The organism is Anaerostipes amylophilus (assembly GCF_025567365.1).
GTDB lineage: Bacteria > Bacillota > Clostridia > Lachnospirales > Lachnospiraceae > Anaerostipes > Anaerostipes amylophilus.
Map to the genome: position 1 here is coordinate 95593 of NZ_JAOQJG010000005.1, position 22494 is coordinate 118086.

Sequence of the window (22494 nt, forward strand, 5' to 3'; positions counted from 1 at the left end):
TGTGTGGAGTGTTTTTGATCGTATATAATAAGGGACCACCATAAACAGCAGTCCCTTACGTTAATCTTTTTTAATTTTTCTTTCGCTTCTTCAACAATCTCACAATCATCACAACCGCTAAAACATCCACAGCAAGCATTATCCATTTTCGAATCTTATATGATGTTTTTTCTTCTGTATCCCCCACCAGACTAGTTTTATGATCCATTTGTTTTAATTTTTCTGAATTTCTTATTTCTTCAATTGTTAAATATTTCTTCATATTCCACCTCGCATCATAAATCTTTTTTCCTCGGTAATATACTTTATTTTTATTGCTTAGGCTTGAGAATTTATTCATCCTTCCATCGGAGTTGATAAAATATTTAAGTATGATACTTTGAACATCTGGACTTTTATCACATGGTTTGACAGATAGTGTCTGATAATCTTCGTTGTCTACCTCATATAGTCCGTTTGAGATTATCCATTTTCCTTTCGTCTTCTTTAATGATGCAATAACATAGTCTCCTTCTTCGAGTGTTGTTTTCCCATGATAGGATGATGTATAGGAAATTCCCCCATTTCTCATGATGACGTATCTATGATTTTCTGTCCTTTTTCCGATTGCTTCTGCCGTTGATTCTATATTGATATAATCTTTTGCGATGATTACAAAATAATTGTCTGAAATATGTGAAATAGTTCCCACAAATAATACATCTTGATTCTTATTTTTTATTATAGAATTTATCTTAGTATCTGCAGATACCAGCTTTATGTTACCAAGCATCATGAAAAAACAGATAAAACAAACTATTATACGTCTCATTCTGTCATGTACCTCCTTATGTTATTTATTATACATGCATTCTTAGGACGAAATATAATAGAAAATGTGAAATATGCTTATGTTTTTCTTAAATTTCATTATAACATCTCTGTGATCAGCAACTGCAATATCTGTATATAATCTGTCTCCCACAATTGCGATCTCATTCGGTTGGTATCCTGTTTCCTTTATGATATAATGACAAGCTTTTGAAAGTTTTTCATAAGTTAACGTTGTATCAAATCCAAGCACTACAACATCTGGATCTTCTAAACTTTTTACCCCATGCACTTTCTCTAACATTGCAATGATTTCTTCATTGATCACTGCCATCTCCCAGAAATGTGCCATATGATGTTCTGCTCCTGATGCTGTCAGTCTCATTGGTGCATCTGTGATGATCCGACTGCGATCATACAGTCAACTTCTTTTCCTACTGCCTCGTATGTATTATCATCACAAACCATAACCAGATGTTTATACTGATCATATGGTTCTTTCTTTAATATCAATCTTCATGATTATACCTCCTGATTTCAAAAAATAAGGGCATATTGCAAGATCTCATTCCTGCAACAGCCCTTATCTTTTCTTTCATTTATAATACAGAAACTGAATAACTATATTCTTTGCTTTCTCCTACTTCTACGCTCTGTACATTTCTTTTTTCTTCAAAACGATCTCCTTCATCGCTACATGTTGACAATCCCGTCCATGGTTCAATTGCCACAAAATTCCCATGATTGGCACTTGACCACAGGATCAAGTATGGGAAATCCTTGTATTCCATCTCAATTCCTTTTCCGCTTTTCTTAGAAACAAGTTTTAATTTTCTGGATTTCAGTTCATCAAAGATAACTGCATCAATTTCAAACATTTCGTGATTCAATTCTACTGTGTCTGAATCTTCCAGATATAAAGATCTATGTTCCATATCAACTAAGCCTGTCTCTGGTACTGGTGTTGGAACTGTACATGTTTCTTTTTGTTCAAACACGATTTCATAATCTGTATATTCTTCTCCTGCAACCAATGGACAATTAAATCCTGGATGGCCGCCTGTAAAGAATGGGAATTTCTTCGTGTCCGTATTTTCTACTTCATATGTGATCTTTAATGATCTTCCCTCTAAAGTATATTTTGCCAGCAGGCGGAAATCATATGGAAACATCACTTTTGTTTCAATATTGGATGTTATCTCAAATACGATATGTTTTTCGTCTTTTTCGATCATTTCCCACTCACGTTTTCTTACGATCCCATGTCTTGGCATCTGTGTTTCCAGATCATCTCCGATCAGGGCTTTGTCATCTCTTAGTCCACCACAGATTGGAAATAATATTGGTGCCTGCCCACTCCAATACGTTGCATCACCTTGCCAGAGATATTCAATTCCCTGAGAATCTTCAATGGAACATATTGTTCCACCTTTTGTAGTAAATGTTACTGTAAGTTGTTCATTATTTAAAATATATTCCATTTGATATTTTACCTACACTTCCAAACATTCCTCTGATTTATGCTTTTCCTACGCTTCCACAAACTTTCATTTTACTCATGACGTATCTCTTTACTTCTTCTCTTCCTACTGCACTATATTTCTTAGGATCGATCGTATCTGGATTTTCTGCTAGATATTTGTTTAATCCATTTGTAAATGCAATTCGAAGATCTGTTGCATAGTTTACTTTGCAGATTCCACGTTTGATGCATTCTTCCACTGCTTCATCTGGCACTCCGCTTGTTCCGTGAAGTACTAGCGGAATGTCTACAACTTCTCTAATCTGGCTTAAGATATCAAGCTGAAGTTTTGGTTCTCCTTTGTATACACCATGTGCTGTTCCAATTCCGACTGCAAGAGAATCAACGCCTGTTCTTTCTACAAATTCTTTTGCTTCCTGTGGATCTGTATATGGATTATCATCTCCACCATCAAGATCATCTTCTTTTCCACCAACTTTTCCAAGTTCTGCTTCTACTGGAACTTTTCCAGGATGGCATGCATCTGCAACTGCTTTGCTGACTGCAATGTTATCTTCAAATGATTCATGAGATCCATCAATCATGATAGATGTATATCCTGTTCTGTATGCCTGCATTGCAAGTTCAAAACTATTTCCATGATCTAAATGCATAACAACTGGAACTTTTGTTCTTTTTGCTGCAGCTTCCACATTTGCAAGATAATAATCAAGGCCTGCATATTTTACTGTAGATGGTGTTGTCTGCATGATAACTGGTGAATTTAATTCTTCTGCTGCTGCTAAAACTGCCTGTACCATTTCCATATTTTCTACATTAAATGCACCCACAGCGTATCCGCCTTCTTGTGCTTTTAACAGTAATTCTTTTGATGTTACTAACATAACCATGTCCTTTCTATGCTAATTTTATGATCTCAACATTCTTAATGATCTCATCTCTGTCCTTTGGATCAAATCTTCCTGTATGCGGAGATAATGCATTTGCTGATGCTACAGAAACCGCATATTTTAATGCTGCTTCCGGTTCCATTTTCTTCTCCAGTGCGACTGCAAATGCTCCTACCATGGAATCTCCACATCCAACTGTATTGGCAATTTCAATCTTTGGTGGTTTGCCCTGATAAATACCTTTTTCGCAAACTAACAATGCTCCATCTCCGCCAAGTGAGATAACGACATAAGGAATTTCCTTTTCTTTGTAAATTCTTTTTGCGTATGTAATAACTTCATCTTTACTTTGAATCTTTGTATGGAATAATAATTCAATCTCATCTTCATTTGGTTTCACCATTGTCGGCTGGCTTTCCAGTCCTTTTTCAAGGTATTCGCCACTTGTATCTAAAATGACCTGTTTGCCCTGATCTTTGATCACTTTGATCAGTTTCTGGTAAATATCTTTGCCCATGCCTTTTGGAGCACTTCCAGAGATTGTTACAACATCACTGTCTTTTATGATTTCTGGAAATTTGTTTAGGAAGTCTGCTTCTTCTTCTTTTGTGACATTGCATCCGCCTTCTAAATATTCAGTTGATCCATATCCTGGATCTAAAATATTAATACAGCTTCTTGTTTCTCCCTGGATATGCCCAAATTCATGGTTGATTCCATCTGCGTCCAGAAGTGATTCCAGATATTGTCCATTAAATCCGCCAACCAGGCCAGTTGCCTTTGAGTCAACGCCACAGAGTTTAATAACTCTTGCGACATTTAATCCTTTTCCTCCAGCACTGTTATCTGTTTTGGCGACACGCATAACAGTACCATTTTCAATTTTTTCTGTCATATGATAAGCTTTGTCAATGGATGCATTTAATGTTACTGTCGTGATCATATCATTTCCTCCATTGCTTCGATTACAGACTCTTAAAGAATTTGACACCTGCTGCTGCATCAGCTACAAGTCCATCAATATCTGTACCATCTTTAATCGCTCTCCATAAAGAAATACTCTTAGCACTAGATGAACTTTCCAGTACGAATGGTTCCATAATAAATGGTCCTTCATAACCGATATCTTTAATCGTTGCTGCGATTGCTTTCCAGTCAATGTTTGTTTTCTTTTCACCATTTGGGATCTTTCGGTTTGCCTCTCCGATATGGATGTATCCTAAATATCCTTTATCAGAAGCTGCTCTGATCGCATCTGGGATATAGTCTTCTTCAATATTCATATGGAATGTATCTAACAGAAGTTTGCAGTATGGATTGTTGACTTCTTCACAAATCGCGATTCCTTCTTCTGCTGTATTTGCAATATATTGTTCAAAACGGTTTACGATTTCAAGGCAAAGCACAACTTTCACTTCTTCTGCGTGTTTTGCAACTTCTTTAAGTCCTCTGATCGCATTGGCTCTGCGTTCCTTTTTCATTTCAATCGCATCGTCATCTGCTCCTGGACGTGTATTCCACAATCCATAAGGAATTCCGGAGAACAGTTTTGCTCCCATTTCTTTGCTTAAATCTAACATATGACATAAATGTTTGATTCCTGCTTTATGAGATTCCTCGTCAGAACTTGATACGTCTCTTTCTGGTCTTAAACCTGTTCCATTGATCGTAATAGAAAGTCCTGCATCTTCGATTTCTTTTCTAAGTGCTGCTCGTCCTTCTGTTGTTAATGGAACAAAATCTCCTGCTTTTAATTCGATCGTATCCATATTAGCCTTTTTTGTCAGCTCAATGATCTGGTGAATATCTAATGCTGGTGTTGTTCCACTCCAATATGCTGTCTGTAATCCTACATTATTCTGCATTTTGTTCTCCTTCTTTCTGTCTGTTAATACCTAATACTTATCAATACCTGAATCTGTTAATATCTAATTTGATGAATATCTATTCTAAACTTGCATGGCGTTTTGCCATATCTTCGTTGCTTCCTTCTTTTTCCTCGCTCATCTCAAGGATGATCGTGTCAAATACTATTAAAAGCATCTGTTCAAACAGGCTTCCAAGCGGCTGTACGCTGACCTTGGATGTCGCAAATTTGGTTGCTGCTTCAATCTCGATATCTGGTGCGTGAATCTTTCCAAGTGTTGATTCTGGTGCAGAAGATATCACGATCAAGTCAACTCCCTGTTTCACTGCTGACTCAGCTGTCATGCATACACTTCCTGTCTCTCCTGAAGCAGAAGCCACGATCAGGAGGTCACCCTCCTGAACAGATGGCGTTGTTGTCTCGCCGACAACATAGGAACTTAATCCGATCTGCATCAAGCGCATTGCAAATGCTTTTAACATTAATCCTGAACGTCCTGTCCCATAGACGAAAATACGTTTATGTTCTTTGATCTTCTTGATCACTTCCTGAAGTTTCTCAGGAGCGATCGTTTTTGAAGATCTGTCTAATTCTTCGATGATCGTATTCATTCTCATAACGTATTTCCTCCTATCTGTCTTCTTCTGGATACAATAAGACTTTTCCATATCCTTTCGGATTAGCAATGATCTTCTTAAACATTTCTGGGCCTTCGCTTAAGTTTACCTGATGTGTTACCATACCGAGGACGTCAACTTTACCTGAACCGATGTATTCTACTGCATTTGTCCATTCTTTTCCTGGATATGGAGCAGAGATCGTACACCATGAACCGATGACATGTAATTCATTTCTCATGATACGTTCAAAGTAAAATCTAGGGATTGGTACATCTGCATATGGAATTCCCATGTAGACAACCTCTCCTCCTTTATGAGGTAAACCTAAAACTCTGGCTGCTGTAAATGGATTTCCTGCGGATTCGATCGCAAGGTCAACTCCATTTCCATATTTACGAATTTCATCATGGAAGTCGATATCTGTTGAATTGATCAGAACGTCAGCTCCAAATTCTTTTGCTAACTGTAACTGTGCATCGTCAATATCAATTGCAAATACTCTCTTTGCTCCGAAAGCTTTCGCCCATGCGATTGCCATCAGACCGATATTTCCACATCCGACAACAGCTACTTCGTATCCCATTTTGATACTTGTCTGATACAGACCATGAATCGCAACAGTCGCTGGTTCTACTAAAGCACCCTGTTCGTAACTCATGCTGTCTGCCATTTTTACAAAGTTGATTTCTGGGAGTTTGATGTATTCTGCGTAAGCTCCTGGTACATAAGCTCCAATTGTGTTTAAGTTTTCGCATCTGGATGGATGACCACTCTTACAGTATTCACATTCGTGGCATACCATGTTTGGGCATCCTACGACACGGTCTCCCGGTTTTAAATTCTTAACACCTTCTCCGACTTCAACAACCTCACCGCAAAATTCATGTCCCCATACATTTCCTGGTACATATGGTCCAAGGTTTCTGTATCTTGCAATATCGGAACCACAGATTCCGACTGCTTTTACCTTTACGATGACATCATCTGGTTTCTCGATGACTGGGTCGGGTGCATCTTCATATCTTAAATCCTGTACGTCATAAAATCTTAATGCTTTCATTGTTATTTCTCCTTATTTTAATGCTTCTCTCAGTGTTTTGATCTTCTCGGCAATATCGCCTTTGAATACATATCCTCCTGATACAAAAACATTAACTCCTGCTTCTTTACATTTTGCAATGTTTGTGTTGTCAATTCCTCCGTCAACTTCCAGATCGATATCTCGATCTCCGATCAGTTCACGAACGTTTTTGATCTTTGTAAGCAGTTCTTCATGGAATCCCGGTCCTGCTTCTCCAGGATTGATCGTCATTAAAAGGATCATATCGATTTTATCCAGCACATATTTTAATGTATCTTCATTGGTTGCTGGACTTAAAACTACTCCTGCTTTCACACCACGGCTTTTGATCTTTTCAATACAGCTGTAAAGTCTTGTTGTTGATTCCTGATGAATTGTAATGATATCTGCTCCGGCATCAATGATCGTATCCAGCTTTCTTTCCGGCTTTTCAATCATCAAATGTACATCCAGAGGAATTGTTGTGAGTTCTTTTAACATTTTGATATGATCTGGACCAAATGCCATTTTCTCTACAAAATGTCCATCCATCACATCAACATGTAATAATTCGACATTATTTTCTTCTAATATTTTCAATTGTTGACTTAAATTTCCAATACCGGCGCCAAAAACTGATGGTGCTAGCTTCATAGTACGCATATAGCTTACCTCTTTTCTTCCCACTCTTCACTTTGTAATCTATCAGTTATATGTTATTATATGGATTTTTGACTGCTATGCTTCGCTGTCGATTAAGATCTTTCCTTTAACTGCTCCTCTTGTCTTGAACATTTCAAAACCTTCTGCAATTCTGGAAAGTGGTAATTTCTTGAAGATCAAGGCTTCCTCGCCTTTTAACTGACCTGTTGCGAAATAGTGTGCGACGCAATCCCATTCATGTCCTGGGAATGGTGCTGAATAAGATAACCATGATCCTGTCATTGTGAATTCTTTACGGTTCATGTTCTCCCATTCTTCTACTGTGAATGTTAACTCTTTGGTTGGTTTTCCAATATAGCAGATACCTGCTTTGTTTGCGGCAAGTTCATATGCCATTTTCATTGTGATGGTGCTTCCTGCTGTCTCGTAAATATAGTCAAATCCTTTTCCATCTGTCATTGCCATTGCTTTTTCCATGAAGCCTTCTTCTAATGTGTTGACTCCATCATAAGCTCCCATTTCTTTTGCAAGTTTGATTCTGTCATCATCGATGTCAAATACAACTGTCTTAGCAGCTCCAAAAATATTTGCCCACTGCATAACGAGTAATCCGATCGTTCCTCCACCAAGGATTGCTACTGTCTTACCGCCCTCATATGGCAAGCATTCAAGTCCATGTAATGCAACTGCTGCTGGTTCAAATAATGCCCCCTGCTCGAATGATACGCTGTCATCAAATGGAACTGCATTCTGTTCTGGAACACAAATATATTCTGCAAAACTTCCTGGCTGTCTTGTTCCGATAAAACTGTAATGTTTACATAATGCATAATCACCTTTCATGCAGTCTTCACATTTCATGCAAGGAACAAGTGGAGCGCCAGCTACACGCTGGCCTTTCTTTACCTTTGTAACTCCTTCTCCCACTTCTTCCACAACTCCGGAAAACTCATGACCAAGAATGATCGGATAAAAATGTGCACCGTCTCCATTTACTCGTGGAACGTCTGATCCACAAATTCCTGAATATTTTACTTTAACAAGTACTTCTCCTGCTTTCGGTACTGGAGTCTCTACTTCTTCGTATCTGATATCTTCTCTAGCATATAAAACTCCTGCTTTCATCTTATAACACCTTGTCCTTTCTTAAAACTTTTCTGTTCTTATTCTTCTGCGAGTTTCTGAAGTAAATCTGCAACTTTCTTTCTTGTAGCATCTTTACCGATTCCGGATACAAGACCAAACACACTTAAATGTGGTTTTTCCAATGGATTACGATAGTTTGCTGTTGTAAATACTACATCTACGTCTTTTTGTTTCATTGGAACTTCAGAGATCGTACCTTTCATCAGGCGGATTTTTACTCCTGCATTTTTTGCGATATCTTTGATTTCTTCCTGTGCAATTGTTGATGTTGCTACACCACTTCCACAAGCTACTAATACTTTAACTTCTTTTGCCATGATACTTATCTCCTTTTCTATCCTAATTGCTCAGTTAAATATGCTACTGTTTCTTCGTTTGAAAGTTCTTTACACTTTAACAGTACTTCTTTGTTATTTAAGAATTCCATCATTCTCTGAAGTACCTGTAAATGTTCGTTGGGATCTTTGATCGCCAGATTGAAGATCAGATCAGTTTCAACTTGTTCAGTGTCATCATCTAATCTTCGAAATACCACAGGGGATTCTAATTTTAACAGACAAATTGCGTTCTCTTTAATTCCAGATACTTTTGCATGTGGAATTGCTGTTGGGATTTCTGTTGGAAGTCCTGTTGGATAATCTTTTTCACGCTCTACACAAGCTTTTCCAAAATCTTCTCCTACGATTCCCGCTTTATGCAAGGCTTCTCCACACAGCGTGATCGCTTCTTCACTACTATTTGCTGTCCCCTGTATCACCAAATATTTTGTTGCCATTTTAGTTTCTCCTCTTATATCAAGTCTATCTATTATCCGATCATCATCATGATTCTATGGATGAATGATACGATTAAGTTACCTGGGTTCCATCCAAAGTGGGATGCTGTTACTGTACCTGCAAAGTGTACGTTTGTTACGGACATCATCTGTGTTGCTTCTGGAATGAACATATTAGCAAAGAACAGTGTTAAATACATCATAAGTGTCATACCGATCAATGATCTTACAAGATTTCCTTTACTGCTTAATACTACCATTGGTGTCATGTAGCATACTTCTGCTAATAAGCTTAATGGGAAGAATCTCATTCCTGGTACAAGGAATACTAATAATACTGTAACTGGAATCATGATAGCTGTACATGTGATACATGCTGGATCTCCAAGTCCAAGTGCGATATCCATTCCAATGTAGATGTCTGCATCTTCACCAACTTTTCTATGTGCGTATTCGCTTGCTGCCTGTCCTAATGGAGATAATCCTTCCATCATGATTGATACCATTCTTGGGATTAATACCATTGCTGCTGCAACTCCCATAGCCATTGTTACGATATCAGCTGGGCTCTGTTTTGTGATAACTCCTAAGAATACACCGGCGAAGATACCGATTACGGCTGGGTCACCGAAGATTCCTAATTTCTCACCGATCTTTGTCATGTCTACGTCTACTTTGTTAAGACCAGGAATTTTGTCAATGATCTTATTTAACAGGTAGCAGATTGGGTAAGCCCATGCTACGAAGCAAAGACATGTACATGTTGTTCCTTCAAGTCCGAAGAATTCCTGCCATGGTTTTGCAATCCACTGTCCGAAGAATAAAACTGCCATACCACAGGCAAATGCTACGATAAATCCGATAACTGCATTCTTTGTTAACGCATATGCTAAAGCACCTGGTACTAAGAAATGCATGAAGTTCCAAATATCTACGTTTAATACTTTTGTTACTTTTAATCTAACCAAGATCAAGTTTGCGATAATGATCGCTGGAATTACAAGTACTGCAAATGGTGTTGTCCAAGATGCTGCTCCTAATGCTGCAAATCCAATCTCTAATGTGTCATAACCAGATCCAAGATCTTTGTAATATTGCATGGCGGGTGTTACTGATGTGATCAACAAGTTAACTGCTAATACTAATCCCTGGAAACCGATACCTACTAACAGACCAGCTTTGATCGCTCTACCAATCTTCATTCCAAAGAAAATACCTAAGATCGCGATGACGAATGGTAATAATGTACTCGCCCCCATGTTAATAAATCCCTGAAAGAATTTTAATACTACTTCCATTTTTAACCTCCGTTTTCTTATCCATATTTTTCGTTTGTTCACGAGATTTCTTTGGCCAATTTGTTTATCTCTTGTTTACAATACATATAGTACCATGCACATTAGACAAAAAACAGTGAAAGGTTTTTCTCTTTTTCGGAAATTTTTTATTCTGGTACAATTTATTTCTATGGTGCAGAAATAAAATAAATCAGTTGAATTCATTTCCCATAATGAGAAATAAATTCAACTGATCTATATTTGCTTATCCTACAATGCTGTATTCATATTGTTCAATAATGCGTGCCATCTCTTCTCCGTCGACTGCCTCATGTAACTTCTTTCGATATTCTTCATCTTTGAGCATATTGACAAGATTAAAGAATGCTTTTAAGTAACTTCTATGATCAATTGCACTCAAACAACAGACAAACTCAATCGGATCAAGTTCTTCTACTCCAAACGGCACCGGATTCTTCAAACGGATCAAATGCATTCCAAGACGAATACTTCCTTCTTCCACTTTCGCATGAGGCATTGCAAATCCTGGTGACAATACGATGTATGGTCCGTATTCATTGACGCTTTCGATCATCGCATCAACATAGCGGTCTTCTATGTAACCTTGGTCTACCAGCTGCTCTGCAGATCTTCTGATCGCATCTTTCCAATCTGTACATTCTACGTCAACTTCAATATCGGATGCCCGTAGCAGATGATGTAAGGATGGAGATATGATATTCGCATCATTTTCCACTGACTGCTTAAAATAATTCCTTACGACTTTACGCAGTTCTTTCATTACGACTCTTGCTTGATCTTTTGGCTCCACCAGTTCGTTGATCACAGGTGTGATCTCTTCAAGCAATTCTGATGCATTTAATTTATCATCTTCTGTTCCATCTGGAATGTTACGGCTATTTCTTAATGCATCAATTCGGTTTCCTACACGGATATAATCAGCATCATTGAATGCCGCAGAAACTACAACATACTCCAATGGGCAACTCTCAAGCGGCACTGTGGATATGACAAAATCTGCTGCATTCGGTTTGATATTGATTGCTTCGTGGGCAGAAATCACATCAACTACTCTGAATTTGAAATGTCGTTTTAATTTCTCTAATAACAAGATGGATGTACCAATTCCTGCATGACAGGCAACAATGACTCTGAAAGATACTTCCTTGTTCTTCTTACGTTCTATCGCCGCACAGACATGAATCGCAATATATTTTACTTCAATTTCTGTAAGTTTTCGTTCCGTAAACTTATAGATAACTGGCATCTGATCAATCACAACATCTAACACATCTTGATTATCTTCCAGAACTTCATCAATGATATCTGCTTCTGGATAATCCATCGGTGGTGCTGAAAAAATTGATTCCAAATGATTGGAGAGATTCTCAAAGAAATCATAATCTACATTCAGGTTAATTCCAAGTTCTGTGGAAACTGTGGAAATATACTGTCTGGTGATCATCTGGATGATCATTGTATTTTTATTAAATGTTCCATTGTTCTTAAATCTGACTTCATCCAAAAAAGTACTGAAATTCTTGATATCATCATCACTGATAACAACATCACAATACTGTGAAACATATTTTAAGATATCCATTGAAAACATATAATTATCGCTGTTGATCTCTGGCTGTGGTTCCAAAAACTCTCCAAGCTTATTCCTGTTAATGAGAATTCTTAAATATAGCAAAATCTCCCTAAATGAATTGTCTGGAAGGAACTTCTTATAGCATCGTTCTTGTTCTGCTATGATTTTCTGAATAATATTAATATCTCCAGACTGTACATGAACATGTTCTGAGATAATATTCTTATGATTATCATAAGTTCTTAATGTCGGGCGTAATAATTCAAACAGAAACTTTCTCTTGTCACTTTCCAATCCATCAATACGCAATCCTTTGTTTGCATGAGATATGACTTCAAGATTTCCCTGGCGTATAAACTTTTTTATTTCTTTTAGATCATTGATCACTGTTGCTCTACTTACCATTAGTCTGTCAGCAATATCTGCTAAAGTAATATAGTCTGCAGAATTAACTATGATTGCTGATGCAACCTTTTTTCGCTCTTCTTTTGATAGCTTGTAGTTATAAAAATTACCTTCTAACAATAAAGATAATGATTCCTTAAAATCTTTCGGAATAGAAACTATACCCCCGCCCGGTTTTATATCAATTTTTTGCTTTTTATTCTTGTCCAAAATTTCATTAATTTCTTTTAAATCATTTCGAATCGTCTTCTGTGAAACTTGGAAATATTCCGCAAATCCTGAAACTGTGATCTCATCTTTTTCCTTGCTTAACAACTGTACAATCTTTGTACTACGCTGATTCATCTTTATGTGCCTCCTGTCATAGTCTATCCTGTCAAACGTCTCTGTTTTGTAGTTTATATGACTTTTATTTTTTTTGCAAGTACAATTTTATAGAAAGTTTTCATTATAACTTAATGTAAATTTTAAAAAATTTTGTGCATTTTTACTCAATTGTCGATCTTTTCTCATTGCAAGACAAGTTTCTCTTTTCAATGTCATTTCTGGCATTTCAAGGATTTTTAAACCTTTCTTCATCGGTGTCCCATTCTGTGCGATAAATGCCCAACCCAATCCACAGGCTACAAAATTCTGAATCTCTTCGGACGAAGTACGGTAATGTATATCCGGTGTAATCTCCTGCTCTTTAAAAAATTCATTAATCTCCCGGTCCATTGCCGAGCCTTCTGTATAAGAAATTCCCGGCTTACTCATAAGATCCTCTGGATGCAACTGTTTCATCTTGCCCAGTACATCTTTTTGATTCACAACAAGCTTGATCGGATATTCCATCAGTGTAATCATTTTGATATCCGGATCTTCTTTTTCTCCAATCGAACAAAAGCCAAAATCTATTTTATCTTCTTTCAGATCCCTCAAAATAACCGATGTAGCTGCAGCATAGGATTCAATATTTATTTTCTTGTCTTTATTTGTTTTGAAGAACTCTCTTAACAGATTTGGAATATAATTTGGCGGCATTGGTCTTGTATATGCAAATCGAATATTTCCTGTATATCTCTGATAAATGTGTTCCTTTGTCTGTTCTGCCCTTTTAGAAGCCTCTACAACTTCTTTTGCATATGGAAGAAATTCCTTTCCCTCTTTAGTAAGAAATAAAACTCTTCCCTTTTTCTCAAATAATAAAAAACCGAGTTCTTCTTCTAATTTTCGAATTGCCTGTGTCAGACTCGGCTGTGCAATCAACAATTCTTTTGCTGTCTGTGTCAAATGACCATTTTCTGCGACTTTCACGAAATAATTTAATTGTGCTAATGTCATATTCCCTCCAAATCCATAGGTAAAACCTTTGTTTTCTTATCATAATACATATTTTACATTATGTTTTTGTAATTGTACAATACAAATATCAGCTGATCCTTAATTATTTTGTCAATGTCTCAAATTAATATGTTAATGTCTTAAAGGAGTTTAAATATGTCAGATAGAAATAATGAACTAAAAAAAGAAATTTTATATTATGCAAAACTCATGGATGAAAAAGGAATGGTCAACACTCTGGAAGGAAATCTTTCCATCCTTGATCATGAAACAGGAAAAATGTATATCACACCTTCTGGAACAAGAAAGCGTTTCCTTAACGAAGATAAGATTGCTGTTGTAAATACTGAAAACGGGGAACAAATCGAGGGAACTGTCAAAAGATCAAGTGAAATTTTATTGCATGAAGCTGCTTTAAAAGCCCGCCCTGACTGCAATGCTGCTGCTCACATCCATGCCCCTTACTTAACTGCCTATGCTTACTGTGGGAAAGATATCAAGTTAAAATGTTCCACTACATTTTCACTGGTATTCGAAGAAATCCCATGCCTTCCTTATGGATTGCCTGGAACAATTCATATCGCAGATGGGATTGAAGATGCTATCAAAGATCATGATCTAATTTTACTTGGCAATCATGGGTGTATTGCTGTTGGAGAAACTTTGGAAGATGCAGTTAAGATTATCGAAGCTGCAGAAGAAGTTTTAAGAATCTATCATTTAACAAAAGATATCGGACCTGTTCATAATATTTCTGATAATGATCTAGAAGAATTATATGAAAATCATCCAGGAAGCCGCAGAAACCGTTATGGAAATAAAAAGGAGGAAGAAAAATTATGCAAGCAGCTTTAATGTATGGACCAAATGATATCAGAGTTGAAGAAATTGATAGACCAGAATGCCCAGAAGGAGGATTTGTCCTAAAAGTTATGGCTGTTGGTCTGTGTGGATCTGATATCCGTAACCTGACAACAGACTCTAAATCTGGTAAATATCCTCACATTTATGGTCATGAGATCACTGGGATCGTTGATGAAGTTTCTCCTTCCTGCAAAGAATATAACATCGGTGACCGCCTTTATATTTATCCCGCTGATCACTGTATGCAGTGCGAACCATGCAGAACTGGTCATAGTGAAATGTGTGAGAATCTTGGAAATAATTTAGATCGTCCAGGTGGATTTGCGCAATATTACACTGTCCTCCCAAGACAGATCGCCCGTGACGTTATCTATAGAATTCCTGATAAAATCAGCTATGATCGTGCTTCTCTTGGGGAACCTTTATCCTCTGTCTATGCATGTCAGGAAAATATTGATGTCGGCTTCGGAGAAACCATCGTTATCATAGGTGCTGGCCCAATCGGATGCTTCCACGCAAAACTAGCCAAACTACGTGGTGCTAAAAAGGTTATTATGATTGAAATTAACGACAAGCGTCTGGAAACTGCAAAACAGTTTGGTGTTGATCACACGATCAACAGCTTAAATGAAGATCCAATCCAAGCAGTAAGAGAACTTACAGATGGTAAAGGTGCCGACAAAGTCATCTCCGCAAACCCATCTACCCAGGCACAGGCACAAGCCATTTTCATGGCAAAAAGAACTGGTATCGTTGTCTTCTTCGGTGGTGTCGCAAAAGGTGCCTTGACAGAGCTTGATACGAACTATATCCATTACAACGGTCTTTGGATTTATGGACATTATGGTTCTAACAGTATGCAGGTACAGAAATCATTTGAACTTGCGATTTCTGATGAATTTGAGGCTGAGAAATTTATTACACATGTATTGCCACTTAGTGAGATTAATAAAGGAATTGCCTTGACAAAATCTGGTGAGGCAATCAAGGTTGTATTACATCCAAATGAATTTTAATTTTGTAGAATTGAACAATTATAGAATTCGACTCTATAGTGTGGACAATTCACAAAATTGGAAAATTTGAGGTGGTGTGTATGGAGAATGATATTGGATAAGAATTAAGGTTTTCTCAAACAGATGATATGAAACTTATCAGCCAATACCATTTAACATACACACTATATAGCGGTTTCGATAGACTTCAGTTTTATGTGACAGAAATAAGATAACAAGAAATATTTATAAGAAACCGGTGGCAACAATTAGCAGATTTTAAGTGCGTTTTTTACAAATTCGCAGCGCCCTGTGGTTGATTGTCTGAACGTAGCTGCGGACATTTTGGTTCGCAGCCAGTGAGTTATCAAAGGAACAGGCGCGGATCAGCGATTTGTAAAAAACGCTCTTAAAATCTGCGTGTTGCCACCGGTTTCTTATAAATATTTCTTGTTATCTTATTTCCGTCACATATACGAAATCCTACCGTCGCAAATCAGAATTTATCGCTCCAATATTCCCTTCAAATACTGTCCAGTATATGATTCCTCAACTTCACATATCTCTTCTGGTGTTCCCGCTGCTACAATGGTTCCGCCGCCTGCTCCGCCTTCTGGTCCCATGTCGATTATATAATCTGCTGTCTTGATCACTTCCAGATTATGTTCGATAACGATCACAGTATTTCCGCCTTCTGTTAATCTTGCAAGGATATCTACCAGTTTGTGAACATCTGCAAAATGCAGTCCTGTTGTTGGTTCGTCTAAGATATAGATTGTCTTTCCAGTGCTTCGTTTGCTTAATTCTGCTGCCAGTTTTATTCTCTGGGCTTCTCCTCCTGACAATTCTGTAGATGGCTGTCCTAATCGGATATAGCCTAATCCTACATCTCTTAATGTCTCCATCTTACGACTGATCGATGGAATGTTTGAAAAGAAATCGCAGGCTTCTTCAACTGTCATATTCAGAACATCATAGATGCTCTTTCCTTTGTATTTGACTTCTAGTGTCTCTCTGTTGTAACGCTTTCCATGACATACTTCACATGGTACATAGACATCTGGCAGGAAATGCATCTCAATCTTGATGATTCCATCTCCGGCACAGGCTTCACATCGTCCACCTTTCTTGTTGAAACTGAATCTTCCTTTGTTATAGCCTTTTGCCTTTGCATCTTTTGTCATTGCAAAAAGATCTCTGATCTGATCAAAGACTCCCGTGTAGGTTGCAGGATTGGATCTTGGTGTTCTTCCGATCGGAGACTGATCGATCGCTATGATCTTATCCAACTGATCGAATCCTTCAATATCTTTGTGCAGTCCTGGCTTTGTCTTTGCTCGATTTAATTCTTTTGCCAGACGTTTATATAAGATCTGATTGACTAGAGAACTCTTTCCTGATCCAGAAACTCCTGTGACACAGGTAAAGATTCCTAGTGGAATTTCTACGTCAATATTCTTTAAATTGTTCTCCTGTGCTCCGATCACTTTCAAGAAACCAGATGGTTTTCTTCTTACTTCCGGTACTGGAATCTTGATCTTTCCACTTAAATATGCCCCTGTGATAGATTTCTTGTTCTTCATGATCTGTTTGGCAGTTCCTGTTGCTACAACTTCTCCACCATATTCCCCAGCTTTGGGACCGATATCTACAATGTAGTCTGCTGCCAGCATCGTATCTTCATCATGTTCTACGACGATCAATGTATTTCCCAGATCTCTTAGATTCTTCAATGTACGGATCAATTTGTCATTATCTCTCTGATGAAGTCCGATACTTGGTTCATCAAGAATATAAGCAACTCCAACCAGACCAGAACCAATCTGTGTCGCCAAACGGATTCTCTGAGCTTCCCCTCCTGATAAAGTTCCTGTTGCTCTTGAGAGTGTCAAGTAATCAAGTCCTACATCGTTCAAGAAACCAATTCTTGCTTTGATCTCTTTTAATACCTGCTCTCCTATCATTTTCTGACGATCATTTAGTTCCATTGTCTCTAAAAATGTTACCATCTCACCAACAGACATATCACACATCTCGGCAATATTTTTACCAGCAACAGTAACAGCCAGTGATTCCTGTTTCAAACGCTGCCCGTGACACTCATCACATGGTGTGATCGTCATAAATGTTTCATATTCTGCTTTCATGTTCTGGGATGCTTCACGATATCTTCTTCCAACATTCTTGATGATTCCTTCAAATGCGACATCATAAACGCCTTCGCCTCTCTGACCCTTGTAATAGACTTTAACTTCTCTGCCACCTGTTCCATATAATAAAATATCCTTAATTTCCTGTGGATAATCCTTAAATGGTGTTTCCAGATCAAAATGATATTCTCTTGCCAGCGCATCTAAGATTGCTCTTGTGTAACTCTTCTTATCAGTTGATGACTGCCATCCAAATACCTGAATCGCACCCTCTGCAATGCTTAGTTTCTGATCTGGGATCATTAAATCTACATCAAACTCCATCTTGTATCCGAGTCCATGACATACTGGACACGCCCCAAATGGATTATTGAACGAAAAACTTCTTGGTTCTACTTCATCAATGCTGATATCACAATCCGGACATGAAAAACTCTGGCTGAAATTCATTGGTTCCCCGCCTATCACATCAACTGTCATCAAGCCATCTGCTAGATTCAGTGTTGTCTCAATAGAGTCAGTTAAACGTTTCTCGATTCCTGGTTTGATCACCAGACGGTCTACCACAATCTCAATGTTATGTTTCTTATTCTTCTCCATCGGTATATCTTCTGACAAATCATAGACATTGCCATCCACCCTGACACGGACATAGCCGCTTTTCTTCGCATTCTGAAATACCTTGACATGCTCTCCTTTTCTTCCGCGTACGATTGGTGCAAGAAGCTGGATTCTTGTCCGTTCTTCTAACTGCATTAAGCGGTCTACCATCTGATCAACTGTCTGCTTGCTGATCGGTTTTCCGCACTTTGGACAATGTGGAATCCCAACTCTTGCATATAATAATCGAAAATAGTCATAAATCTCTGTGACTGTTCCAACCGTAGATCGTGGGTTTCGATTGGTTGATTTCTGGTCAATAGAAATTGCAGGTGATAATCCTTCAATACTGTCTACATCCGGTTTCTCCATCTGACCTAAAAACTGTCTTGCATAAGAAGATAATGATTCCATATATCTTCTCTGCCCTTCTGCATAGATCGTGTCAAATGCCAAAGAAGATTTACCAGAACCACTCAATCCTGTAAAAACAACAAACTGATTTCTCGGTACTTCCAAATCTATATTCTTTAAATTATTTTCTCTCGCACCTTTGATGCGGATCATCTCTTTCTTCATTGATACGCTCCTAATCTGTAAATTTGTAATTCATTTAAATTCAGTCATCATATTCCTGATATGCAATCTTAAATTCCTTCAATTCATCTCGAAGCTGTGCTGCCATCTCAAAGTTTAATTCTGCTGCTGCCTGATTCATCTTCTTACTTAACCGCTCGATCTCTTCTTTTAGTTCCTTCTTGGACATAGATTCCATGTCCTTTTCATATCCCGTACTTTCTTCTTCGTGATCATCTGATATCTTAATGAGATCTCTGATATCTTTCTTGATCGTCTGTGGTGTAATTCCATGTTCTTTATTATACTTATCCTGAATTGTTCGTCTTCGTTCTGTCTCTGTGATCGCTGCATGCATAGAATCTGTCATGTTGTCTGCATACATGATCACATGCCCTTCACTATTTCTCGCAGCACGTCCGATCGTCTGTACAAGAGAAGTTTCAGAACGCAAGAATCCTTCTTTATCTGCATCAAGGATCGCTACTAACGTAATCTCTGGGATATCCAACCCCTCTCTTAATAAGTTGATTCCAACTAATACGTCAAAAACTCCCATTCTTAAATCTCTGACAATCTCAATTCTCTCTAATGTATCAATATCGGAATGCAGATATTTTACACGGATACCGACTTCACGCATGTAATCCGTTAATTCTTCTGCCATACGTTTGGTCAGTGTTGTAACAAGAACTTTATTCCCTTTATCTGTTTCCTTATGAATCTCTCCAAGCAAATCATCAATCTGTCCTTCTACCGGACGCACATCAATCGCTGGATCTAATAATCCTGTTGGTCTTATGATCTGTTCTGCCCTTAACAATTCATGCTCTTCTTCGTATTTACCAGGTGTTGCAGATACAAATAACATCTGATCGATCTTCTGCTCAAATTCACTAAATTCCAGAGGACGATTGTCCTTAGCCGATGGCAAACGAAATCCAAAGTCTACAAGTGTTGACTTTCTTGACTGATCTCCTGCATACATTCCTCCAATCTGCGGAACAGTAATATGTGACTCATCAATGATCATCAAAAAATCATCTCCAAAGAAATCGATCAATGTACTTGGTGGCTGTCCTGGTTCTAATCCTGCTAAATGTCTTGAGTAATTCTCAATCCCAGAACAAAATCCAGTCTCTCTTAACATTTCAATATCAAAATTTGTTCGTTCTGCAATTCTCTGTGCTTCGATCAGCTGGTCATGCTCTTTAAAATATGCCACTTGTTCGGCAAGTTCTTCTTTGATTCCTTTGATCGCACGTTCAATCTGCTCCTGTGGTACAACATAATGAGATGCAGGGAAGATTGCAACAAAATTAAGGCTCCTCTTTACTTCACCCGTTAAAACATCAAATTCTACGATCCGGTCAATCTCATCTCCAAAAAACTCAACTCTGACCGCATCCTCAAATGTAGATACCGGCAAAATCTCCAGCACATCTCCCTTAACCCTGAAGGTACCTCTCTTGAAATCAAGTTCGCTTCTTACATACTGAATATTGATCAGATCATCAATAACCTCATCCCTGTCTTTGATCATTCCAGGTCTTAGAGAGATCATCATCTCAGAATAACTTTCCTTACTACCAATTCCATAGATACAGGATACACTTGATACAACGATCACATCTTTACGTTCGATCAAAGCTGCTGTCGCACTATGTCTTAGCTTATCAATCTCGTCATTGACAGAGGAATCCTTCTCAATGTAAGTATCTGTCGATGGCACATATGCTTCTGGCTGATAGTAATCATAATAGGAAACAAAATATTCTACTGCATTATGCGGAAAAAATGCCTTAAATTCACTGTATAACTGTGCCGCCAATGTCTTATTATGGGCTAAGATCAATGTTGGTTTATTCAGATTCTGTATAATGTTGGCCATCGTAAACGTCTTACCGGAGCCTGTAACACCAAGAAGTGTCTCAAATTGATTTCCTTCCTTAAATCCCTTGGTAAGCTGCTCGATCGCCTGCGGCTGATCACCCATTGGTTTATATTCTGATACTAATTCAAAATGATCCATATAAATTCTCCCTGTGCAAAAAATCAAACAATTGCTATATGGTCTGCTGTTTATTGTGTGCCTTTTCTTTTATTTTCATCTATGCTTGATTATATCAAAGTATAAAAAGAAAGTACAGAACAAATCGAATGTTTGTTCTGTACTTATTTTATTGATTATTTCTTCTGTAAAATAGAAATTGCTTTATCAAGCTGTTCATCTGCTTTTGTCTTTGTATTGTCTTTTACCTCAACATCTGGTTTGATTCCTTTTTTGTGGATATTATGCCCAGCTGGTGTGTAATAAGATGAATATGTCAATTTAACATAAGAACCATCCCCAACTTCAAAAAATCCCTGCACGATTCCTTTGCCAAATGTCGTTTCTCCAACTAGTGTTCCTGTATTTCTATCTTTGACTGCTCCGGAAAGAATCTCCGCTGCACTTGCACTGTTACCATTTACTAAGACACATAATGGCATATCAAGCTGTTCATTTTTAGTATCTTTATAATATTTTTTATTGCCATTCTTATCTTCTGTATAAACGATCGTTCCCTTTGGAAGAATCTGGCTTGCAATATCTACCACACTTGTTAACAATCCTCCCGGATTATCTCTAAGATCAATGATCAATTTCTTGGCTCCTTGTTTCTTCAAACTTGCAAGGCCGCTTTTAAACTGGCTGACTGTCACTTCATCAAATTCAGTAACCTGAAGATATCCGATCTGATCTTTCAACATTTTCGTCTCAACCGTTGGATTCTCAATGGATTGTCTTGTAAATGTATATGTCTTTGTTGTCTGATTTCTTGTAAATGTTAAGTTTACCTTGGTTCCTTCTGCACCTTTGATCTTCTTTACAATATCATCAAGCGCATCTGATGTTTTTACTTTGTAATTTCCTACTTTTATTAAAACATCACCTTTCTTTAATCCACTTCCATCTGCCGGACTTCCTTTGACTGGTTTAACTACTGTGATAATACCTGTCTTGATATCCTGTGTCATGTAAATTCCTACTCCATAATATACTCCACTTGTTGACTCTTCCAGTTCTTTAAAGTCACTCTCTGAATAATATGTTGAGTATACATCACCAAGTCCTGCAACCAATCCTTTATATGTGTAATCTTCCAGATCACTTTTCTTCACAGATCCTTTATAATATTTATCAATAATCTGTTCAATACGATTAATCTTTCTTGCTGTCTGCAGTGTTGAGCTTGGAACAACGTATGCACGATAAAGGAAAAAACCTTCCACAATGCATACAACAACAAGAAGTCCTACAAGTATTTTTGATAATTTCTTCTTCATGAAATTAGTTCCTTTCTTTTATGTAATGTATTCTGTTTGAACACA

At 37.7% G+C, this 22494-nt stretch carries 20 protein-coding genes and 1 pseudogene; 2 read left to right on the top strand and 19 right to left on the bottom strand.

The genetic code is table 11. The features are described 5' to 3' along the window. Window positions 1-70 precede the first annotated feature (70 nt). The 16 genes and pseudogenes from OCV53_RS08375 to OCV53_RS08450 form a co-directional block, all read right to left on the bottom strand. Window positions 71-811: a hypothetical protein gene (locus tag OCV53_RS08375; RefSeq protein ID WP_022375336.1), complete on the bottom strand. Its 741-nt coding sequence runs from the start codon at window positions 809-811 to the stop codon at window positions 71-73. 102 nt (window positions 812-913) lie between these two features. Next, window positions 914-1081 (bottom strand): annotated as a pseudogene (locus tag OCV53_RS12445) (HAD hydrolase-like protein); the annotation flags it as partial. Between the two features lie 110 nt (window positions 1082-1191). Next, window positions 1192-1323 carry a sn-glycerol-1-phosphate dehydrogenase gene (locus tag OCV53_RS08385; RefSeq protein ID WP_148368940.1) on the bottom strand — a complete coding sequence of 44 codons (132 nt, stop codon included), beginning with the start codon at window positions 1321-1323 and terminating at the stop codon, window positions 1192-1194. Window positions 1324-1409: 86 nt separating this feature from the next. After that, the gene (locus tag OCV53_RS08390) at window positions 1410-2291 is read right to left on the bottom strand and encodes an aldose 1-epimerase family protein (protein ID WP_022375338.1); all 882 of its coding nucleotides are present in this window, start codon (window positions 2289-2291) and stop codon (window positions 1410-1412) included. Window positions 2292-2328: 37 nt separating this feature from the next. Beyond that, window positions 2329-3177: a class II fructose-1,6-bisphosphate aldolase gene (gene fba / locus OCV53_RS08395; RefSeq protein ID WP_055197679.1), complete on the bottom strand. Its 849-nt coding sequence runs from the start codon at window positions 3175-3177 to the stop codon at window positions 2329-2331. A 13-nt stretch (window positions 3178-3190) separates the two neighbouring features. Further along, the gene (gene pfkB, locus OCV53_RS08400) at window positions 3191-4126 is read right to left on the bottom strand and encodes a 1-phosphofructokinase (protein ID WP_022375340.1); all 936 of its coding nucleotides are present in this window, start codon (window positions 4124-4126) and stop codon (window positions 3191-3193) included. Window positions 4127-4148: 22 nt separating this feature from the next. Further along, on the bottom strand, window positions 4149-5048 hold the full coding sequence (locus OCV53_RS08405; protein WP_055197681.1) for a sugar phosphate isomerase/epimerase family protein: 900 nt from the start codon (window positions 5046-5048) through the stop codon (window positions 4149-4151). A 79-nt stretch (window positions 5049-5127) separates the two neighbouring features. Next, entirely contained in the window at window positions 5128-5667 is a 540-nt protein-coding gene (gene hxlB, locus OCV53_RS08410) for a 6-phospho-3-hexuloisomerase (protein ID WP_055197683.1), read from the bottom strand. Between the two features lie 13 nt (window positions 5668-5680). Further along, window positions 5681-6730, bottom strand: a complete 1050-nt coding sequence (locus OCV53_RS08415) for a galactitol-1-phosphate 5-dehydrogenase (RefSeq protein WP_022375343.1) — start codon at window positions 6728-6730, stop codon at window positions 5681-5683. Between the two features lie 12 nt (window positions 6731-6742). Further along, window positions 6743-7393 (bottom strand): ribulose-phosphate 3-epimerase, encoded by a 651-nt coding sequence (rpe, locus tag OCV53_RS08420; RefSeq protein ID WP_022375344.1) that lies wholly within the window; start codon window positions 7391-7393, stop codon window positions 6743-6745. Window positions 7394-7468: 75 nt separating this feature from the next. Then, entirely contained in the window at window positions 7469-8518 is a 1050-nt protein-coding gene (locus OCV53_RS08425) for a galactitol-1-phosphate 5-dehydrogenase (protein ID WP_055197685.1), read from the bottom strand. 38 nt (window positions 8519-8556) lie between these two features. Beyond that, window positions 8557-8856: a PTS sugar transporter subunit IIB gene (locus OCV53_RS08430; RefSeq protein WP_022375346.1), complete on the bottom strand. Its 300-nt coding sequence runs from the start codon at window positions 8854-8856 to the stop codon at window positions 8557-8559. Window positions 8857-8873: 17 nt separating this feature from the next. Next, a complete protein-coding gene (locus OCV53_RS08435; RefSeq protein ID WP_055197687.1) occupies window positions 8874-9314 on the bottom strand; it encodes a PTS sugar transporter subunit IIA in 441 nt (146 codons plus the stop codon). Between the two features lie 32 nt (window positions 9315-9346). Next, window positions 9347-10612, bottom strand: coding sequence for a PTS transporter subunit IIC (locus tag OCV53_RS08440; protein WP_022375348.1), 1266 nt, complete (start codon window positions 10610-10612; stop codon window positions 9347-9349). Between the two features lie 244 nt (window positions 10613-10856). Beyond that, window positions 10857-12956 (bottom strand): BglG family transcription antiterminator, encoded by a 2100-nt coding sequence (locus OCV53_RS08445; RefSeq protein WP_022375349.1) that lies wholly within the window; start codon window positions 12954-12956, stop codon window positions 10857-10859. A gap of 87 nt (window positions 12957-13043) precedes the next feature. Next, a complete protein-coding gene (locus tag OCV53_RS08450; protein WP_055197689.1) occupies window positions 13044-13934 on the bottom strand; it encodes a LysR family transcriptional regulator in 891 nt (296 codons plus the stop codon). 156 nt (window positions 13935-14090) lie between these two features. Between OCV53_RS08450 and OCV53_RS08455 the strand changes: the two genes are divergently transcribed. Together OCV53_RS08455 and OCV53_RS12450 are read left to right on the top strand one after the other, a co-directional pair. Further along, a complete protein-coding gene (locus OCV53_RS08455) occupies window positions 14091-14789 on the top strand; it encodes a class II aldolase/adducin family protein (protein ID WP_055197691.1) in 699 nt (232 codons plus the stop codon). After that, window positions 14774-15814, top strand: coding sequence for a zinc-binding dehydrogenase (locus OCV53_RS12450; protein WP_055197693.1), 1041 nt, complete (start codon window positions 14774-14776; stop codon window positions 15812-15814). The genes OCV53_RS08455 and OCV53_RS12450 overlap by 16 nt, the downstream gene beginning before the upstream one ends. Before the next feature lie 482 nt (window positions 15815-16296). Here the strand turns inward: OCV53_RS12450 and uvrA are convergent, their stop codons facing one another. The 3 genes from uvrA to OCV53_RS08475 form a co-directional block, all read right to left on the bottom strand. Next, the gene (gene uvrA / locus OCV53_RS08465; protein ID WP_055197695.1) at window positions 16297-19122 is read right to left on the bottom strand and encodes an excinuclease ABC subunit UvrA; all 2826 of its coding nucleotides are present in this window, start codon (window positions 19120-19122) and stop codon (window positions 16297-16299) included. A gap of 40 nt (window positions 19123-19162) precedes the next feature. Beyond that, window positions 19163-21151 carry an excinuclease ABC subunit UvrB gene (uvrB, locus tag OCV53_RS08470; RefSeq protein WP_055197697.1) on the bottom strand — a complete coding sequence of 663 codons (1989 nt, stop codon included), beginning with the start codon at window positions 21149-21151 and terminating at the stop codon, window positions 19163-19165. A gap of 155 nt (window positions 21152-21306) precedes the next feature. Further along, window positions 21307-22449 (bottom strand): S41 family peptidase, encoded by a 1143-nt coding sequence (locus OCV53_RS08475; RefSeq protein ID WP_022375355.1) that lies wholly within the window; start codon window positions 22447-22449, stop codon window positions 21307-21309. Window positions 22450-22494 lie beyond the last annotated feature (45 nt).

Excerpts from the sequence above, each read along its gene's own strand:
- rpe (WP_022375344.1), bottom strand. The coding sequence starts at position 7,393 with ATGCGTACTATGAAGCTAGCACCATCAGTTTTTGGCGCCGGTATTGGA.
- pfkB (WP_022375340.1), bottom strand. The coding sequence starts at position 4,126 with ATGATCACGACAGTAACATTAAATGCATCCATTGACAAAGCTTATCAT.
- OCV53_RS08445 (WP_022375349.1), bottom strand. The coding sequence starts at position 12,956 with ATGAATCAGCGTAGTACAAAGATTGTACAGTTGTTAAGCAAGGAAAAA.
- OCV53_RS08415 (WP_022375343.1), bottom strand. The coding sequence starts at position 6,730 with ATGAAAGCATTAAGATTTTATGACGTACAGGATTTAAGATATGAAGAT.
- OCV53_RS08430 (WP_022375346.1), bottom strand. The coding sequence starts at position 8,856 with ATGGCAAAAGAAGTTAAAGTATTAGTAGCTTGTGGAAGTGGTGTAGCA.
- OCV53_RS08435 (WP_055197687.1), bottom strand. The coding sequence starts at position 9,314 with ATGGCAACAAAATATTTGGTGATACAGGGGACAGCAAATAGTAGTGAA.
- hxlB (WP_055197683.1), bottom strand. The coding sequence starts at position 5,667 with ATGAGAATGAATACGATCATCGAAGAATTAGACAGATCTTCAAAAACG.
- OCV53_RS08390 (WP_022375338.1), bottom strand. The coding sequence starts at position 2,291 with ATGGAATATATTTTAAATAATGAACAACTTACAGTAACATTTACTACA.
- OCV53_RS08455 (WP_055197691.1), top strand. The coding sequence starts at position 14,091 with ATGTCAGATAGAAATAATGAACTAAAAAAAGAAATTTTATATTATGCA.
- OCV53_RS08375 (WP_022375336.1), bottom strand. The coding sequence starts at position 811 with ATGAGACGTATAATAGTTTGTTTTATCTGTTTTTTCATGATGCTTGGT.
- uvrA (WP_055197695.1), bottom strand. The coding sequence starts at position 19,122 with ATGAAGAAAGAGATGATCCGCATCAAAGGTGCGAGAGAAAATAATTTA.
- OCV53_RS08450 (WP_055197689.1), bottom strand. The coding sequence starts at position 13,934 with ATGACATTAGCACAATTAAATTATTTCGTGAAAGTCGCAGAAAATGGT.
- OCV53_RS08440 (WP_022375348.1), bottom strand. The coding sequence starts at position 10,612 with ATGGAAGTAGTATTAAAATTCTTTCAGGGATTTATTAACATGGGGGCG.
- OCV53_RS08425 (WP_055197685.1), bottom strand. The coding sequence starts at position 8,518 with ATGAAAGCAGGAGTTTTATATGCTAGAGAAGATATCAGATACGAAGAA.
- uvrB (WP_055197697.1), bottom strand. The coding sequence starts at position 21,151 with ATGGATCATTTTGAATTAGTATCAGAATATAAACCAATGGGTGATCAG.
- OCV53_RS08405 (WP_055197681.1), bottom strand. The coding sequence starts at position 5,048 with ATGCAGAATAATGTAGGATTACAGACAGCATATTGGAGTGGAACAACA.
- fba (WP_055197679.1), bottom strand. The coding sequence starts at position 3,177 with ATGTTAGTAACATCAAAAGAATTACTGTTAAAAGCACAAGAAGGCGGA.
- OCV53_RS08475 (WP_022375355.1), bottom strand. The coding sequence starts at position 22,449 with ATGAAGAAGAAATTATCAAAAATACTTGTAGGACTTCTTGTTGTTGTA.
- OCV53_RS12450 (WP_055197693.1), top strand. The coding sequence starts at position 14,774 with ATGCAAGCAGCTTTAATGTATGGACCAAATGATATCAGAGTTGAAGAA.